The following is a 4,497-nucleotide window of genomic DNA, read 5'->3' on the forward strand; positions in this document are numbered from 1 at the left end:
GGTTGGGGCTGTCTTGGAGAACCCGTATTGCCCGGTCCGGGATCAATTGATTTGTAGATCGTCTTACTAAAGCTGCACGAAAAACCGTCTGGATGTTCCAAATGAAGGTCACAGTCAAACAGGGAAACATTGAGGCATCCAACGCGGATGCGACCATTCTTTTTTCCTACGAAGATGTATTAATACCGACGCGCTATATGGCCGCTTTCGATGAAGTCTCGAGAAATCTGCTCCGTCAGATGATCGACGCCGGTGACATCAAGGGGAAGGCAAAGGAAGTGCAACTGGTGTTCCTGCCTGATACGCGCAGAGTCAGGAGGCTCATTTTTGTTGGGCTGGGCAAGAAAAGCGAAGCCAATCCTGAGAAAATCCGTGAGGCGTTTGCCCTGTCCGCCCGGAAGGTAAGGGAAATGAAATGGCATTCCATGGACATCGCGCCGTCTATGATGGGTCTGGATTTTCCAACAGAATGGATTATCAGTATGGCTGTGGAAAGCATGAGGCTGGGACTGTACCGGTTTACGCATTTCAAGACGGAAGAGGGTGAAAATATCCGCCACACCGTGGAATTAACGGCATGGATTGAAAAAGAAGAAGATCTGAAGAAAGCTGTACAGGCGGCACGGGAAGCGGAACGACTCGGCGATGCCGTTATCTTTGTCCGCGATCTGGTTTCCATGCCATCAAATGAGATGACTCCGAAAGCGATGGCTCGTGAAGCCTTGAAAATCGGAGAAAAACGTCAAAGTATTAAAGTGAACGTTCTTGATGAAAAAGAAATAAAAAAGACGGGCATGCATGCTCTCCTCGGTGTGGCGAAAGGAAGCCGTGAAGAGGGGCAGTTCATCATCATGGATTACCAGGGTTCGGAGAGTAAAGGGGCACCGATTGTGCTGGTCGGCAAGGGCTTGACCTTTGACAGCGGCGGAATTTCTATCAAGCCCTCTGAGAACATGGAGGGAATGAAGACGGACATGGCTGGTGGAGCAGCGGTCATGGGAGTCGTCATGGCTGCGGCGGATCTGAAACTGCCTTTGAGAATAATCGGCTTGATCCCGGCGACGGAAAACATGCCCGGTGGTCTTGCATACAAGCCCGGTGATGTGTTGAAAACCCTTTCCGGCCTGACGGTGGAAGTGATCTCCACTGACGCGGAAGGCCGCCTGATTCTCGCCGATTCCCTGACATACGCCAAAAGATATAAACCGGCAGCAGTCATCGATTTGGCTACCCTGACGGGTGCCTGCATCATTGCCTTGGGTGAGAATGTAATGGGTATGATGGGAACGGCCCGAGAATTAAAGGAAAAATTGATGCATGCATCGGAACTTACCGGTGAAAAAATATGGGAACTTCCCCTGTGGGAAGATTCCTATGAAGCCATTAAAAGTGATATTGCGGATTTGAAAAATGTAGGCGGCAGACCGGGAGGTGCCATGACCGCCGGGGCTTTTCTGAGCAAATTCATCACCGGGTACCCCTGGGTTCATCTCGATATCGCCGGCCCGAGCTGGCTCAACAAAGATCATCCGTATACCCCGAAGGGAGCCTCCGGAGTTGGTGTGCGTCTTCTCGTTCAAATGCTGAAAAACTGGAGTGCCATCGGCGATGAGTGATGTCAGTACTGTTTTGGATATTCAGGATCTGAAAACAGTTTTTCATACAGACAGGGGGGATGTGCGGGCTGTAGACGGGGTTAGCCTGAATATTGCGGAAGGCAGGACATTGGGTGTCGTCGGCGAATCGGGATGTGGCAAGACCGTCTTGGCTCTCTCCGTGATGCGCTTGGTTCCGATTCCTCCAGGCGAGATCCTTTCCGGACGGATTTTGCTCGACGGTATCGATTTGCTTCAGCTCAACCGAACAGAAATCCAAGATATACGCGGTAAAAAAATCTCGATGATTTTTCAGGAACCGATGACCTCATTGAACCCGGTTATCAGGGTTGGTGAGCAGATTGCCGAAATAGTCCGGCTTCATGAGAGCATGTCGCACAGGGAAGCTTTGGCGTACGCTGTCGAAATGCTCCGCATGGTTGGCATCGACGCACCGGGGAAACGGGTCCGCGATTACCCCCACCAGATGAGCGGGGGGATGCGCCAGCGTATCATGATTGCCATGGCCCTGTCCTGCAAGCCCCGTTTGATGATTGCTGATGAGCCGACCACTGCCCTTGACGTGACGGTGCAGGCGCAAATCCTGGAGCTTATGAATGACCTGAAGGCGAAAATCAATACGTCTATTCTGTTCATTACCCATGATCTGGGTATCATCGCCCACTTTGCCCAGACCGTGGCGATCATGTACGCCGGGAAAATCGTGGAGCAGGCCCCTGTGGACCATTTTTTTTCAGCCCCCCTGCATCCGTATTCCCTGGGTCTGATTGAGGCCATACCGACGGTTACGGGCCAGTGGGACCCGAAAAAACGTCTTCGTATGATTCCCGGCCATGTGCCGGACATTGCCGACCGGATCACGGGATGTGCGTTTCAGGACCGTTGCGGTTATGTGATGCCCATATGTCGCGAAGAGGAACCGGAATGGATCGGTAAGAGACCGGATCATTTTGTCCGATGCTGGAAATGGACATGAATCGGGATAGGAGTCTCCTCGTTGAAACAAGGGGACTGAAGAAATATTTTTACCAATCCGGCGGGCAGTTCTGGAAGAAAGTCATTCAGATCAAAGCTGTAGATGACGTATCCCTGGAAATAAGAGCCGGTGAAACGCTCGGACTTGTCGGTGAAAGCGGATGTGGGAAATCCACCCTGGCCAGGCTTATCATGGGCCTAGAAAAGCCGACAGCGGGAGAAATAAGTTTCGCAGGCAAAAATATCCATAGTCATTCCAAAGAGGAATGGCGGGAATTTCGGAGCAAGGTCCAGATCATTTTTCAGGATCCTTACGCGTCGCTGAATCCCCGAAGAACCGCAGGGCAAACCGTCGGTGAACCTTTTCATATACGGAAAAGACGCCTGTCGAAACAAGATATTGACCGACACATCGAGGGGATGTTGAAAATTGTCGGTCTGGGACCGGAGCATCACAGCCGTTATCCGCATGAATTCAGCGGTGGGCAAAGACAGCGGATCGGTATTGCCCGGGCGATTTCAGTTCAGCCGACCCTGATCGTTGCCGACGAGCCGGTCTCCGCGCTCGATGTATCGGTTCAGGCCCAGATTCTGAATCTCTTGAAGGATCTGCAGGATGACCTCCGACTGACTTATCTTTTTATCAGTCACAATTTGGGTGTCGTCCGGCACATGAGCGACCGGGTGGCCGTCATGTATCTGGGGCGAATTGTCGAGACGGGGTTTAACGAGGACATTTTCCGGTCACCCCGACACCCTTACACACGCTTGCTCCTGTCTGCGGTTCTGGAACCCCATGGCAAGGGCTGGGAGAAAACTATCATGGGAGAGGAGAAAAAGAACGTCGTGCCGCGGCCCGGCATGTGCCGATTCTATCCGCGTTGTCCGAATGCTGATGCAAGATGCCTTCTGGAGGAACCTCATCTGGTTTCGGTGGAACAGGGGCATGAGGTGGCCTGCCACCTTGGGTGCAATTAAGAAAGGAAGGGGAGTCGTGTTACAGGAGGAACGCATTTATTTCAACAGCGGGGACCTGAAGCTGGAGGGCCTTTACGCCGATGCGGGAAGCGATTGCGGTGTGGTCATCTCTCACCCCAATCCGCTCATGGGCGGCTCCATGCATAATAATGTCGTCGAAAGCCTCGGTTTTGCCTTTTTTCGAAAGGGATATTCGACACTGCGCTTCAATTTCCGGGGCGTTGGTCGCAGCACAGGTGTCCACGATAAAGGCGAAGGCGAAAAGGAAGATTTGGCCGGCGCCATTGCTTGTATGAACGGGCGAGGGGCAACGAACATCGCCCTGTCAGGCTATTCCTTTGGCGCATGGGTGACCGCCGGTTATCTACAAAACAACTTGCCGACGGGGCCGGTTGTGCTGGTCGCTCCGCCGGTGAGTGTCTATCCTTTTTCATCTGAGGCGCTGCTCGGAAAAATTGACCTGATAGTCTTCGGTGATAAGGATCCTTTCTGTCGGTCCGAAGACATTCTTCCCTTTTCGCAAAAGATAGAGGCAAAACCTGTTTTAATCTTTCAAACGGATCATTTTTTTGCCGGGAAAGAGAATGATTTGATCGAAAATGTGCAAAAATACGTCTTGGATTCCGTATTCTGATAAAAAACATTGCAAACTCCTTTCGATGGTGCTAAGGGATAAGACCAAAGAACTAGTTAAGCTGGGACTTATTCTTGATTATCAGTTTGGAATTGAAGACTATTGTCGTGCATTTGGGGACCACGGCCATCTCGAAATCGGTGTGAGTTGGTGTGGTTTTTTTATTTTTAAGAGGAATGTTTTAAAGAAAGGGGGACAAGAGTCTTGGCAGAAGGAAAGGTAAAATGGTTCAATGAGAAGAAGGGGTTCGGTTTTATCGAGAGCGATGAGGGGGGAGATGTGTTCGTCCACTAC

At 51.3% G+C, this 4,497-nt stretch carries 5 protein-coding genes; all 5 read left to right on the forward strand.

All coding sequences use genetic code 11. From position 1 onward, the window contains the following. The first annotated feature begins 101 nt into the window (after window positions 1–101). On the forward strand, window positions 102–1,616 hold the full coding sequence (locus GX147_08355; GenBank protein NLN60696.1) for a leucyl aminopeptidase: 1,515 nt from the start codon (window positions 102–104) through the stop codon (window positions 1,614–1,616). Continuing rightward, window positions 1,609–2,592: an ABC transporter ATP-binding protein gene (locus GX147_08360; protein ID NLN60697.1), complete on the forward strand. Its 984-nt coding sequence runs from the start codon at window positions 1,609–1,611 to the stop codon at window positions 2,590–2,592. The genes GX147_08355 and GX147_08360 overlap by 8 nt, the downstream gene beginning before the upstream one ends. Next, window positions 2,589–3,569: an ATP-binding cassette domain-containing protein gene (locus tag GX147_08365; GenBank protein NLN60698.1), complete on the forward strand. Its 981-nt coding sequence runs from the start codon at window positions 2,589–2,591 to the stop codon at window positions 3,567–3,569. Before GX147_08360 ends, GX147_08365 begins: the two co-directional genes overlap by 4 nt. A gap of 16 nt (window positions 3,570–3,585) precedes the next feature. Continuing rightward, window positions 3,586–4,203, forward strand: coding sequence for a hypothetical protein (locus GX147_08370; GenBank protein ID NLN60699.1), 618 nt, complete (start codon window positions 3,586–3,588; stop codon window positions 4,201–4,203). A 204-nt stretch (window positions 4,204–4,407) separates the two neighbouring features. Then, on the forward strand, window positions 4,408–4,497 hold a 90-nt coding region (locus tag GX147_08375; protein NLN60700.1), incomplete at its 3' end, for a cold-shock protein.

The sequence above is a fragment of the Deltaproteobacteria bacterium genome, from assembly GCA_012522415.1.
Classification (GTDB): Bacteria; Desulfobacterota; Syntrophia; order Syntrophales; family JAAYKM01; genus JAAYKM01.

Coding starts and splice junctions, on each gene's coding strand:
- GX147_08355 (NLN60696.1), top strand. CDS start 102: ATGAAGGTCACAGTCAAACAGGGAAACATTGAGGCATCCAACGCGGAT.
- GX147_08360 (NLN60697.1), top strand. CDS start 1,609: ATGAGTGATGTCAGTACTGTTTTGGATATTCAGGATCTGAAAACAGTT.
- GX147_08365 (NLN60698.1), top strand. CDS start 2,589: ATGAATCGGGATAGGAGTCTCCTCGTTGAAACAAGGGGACTGAAGAAA.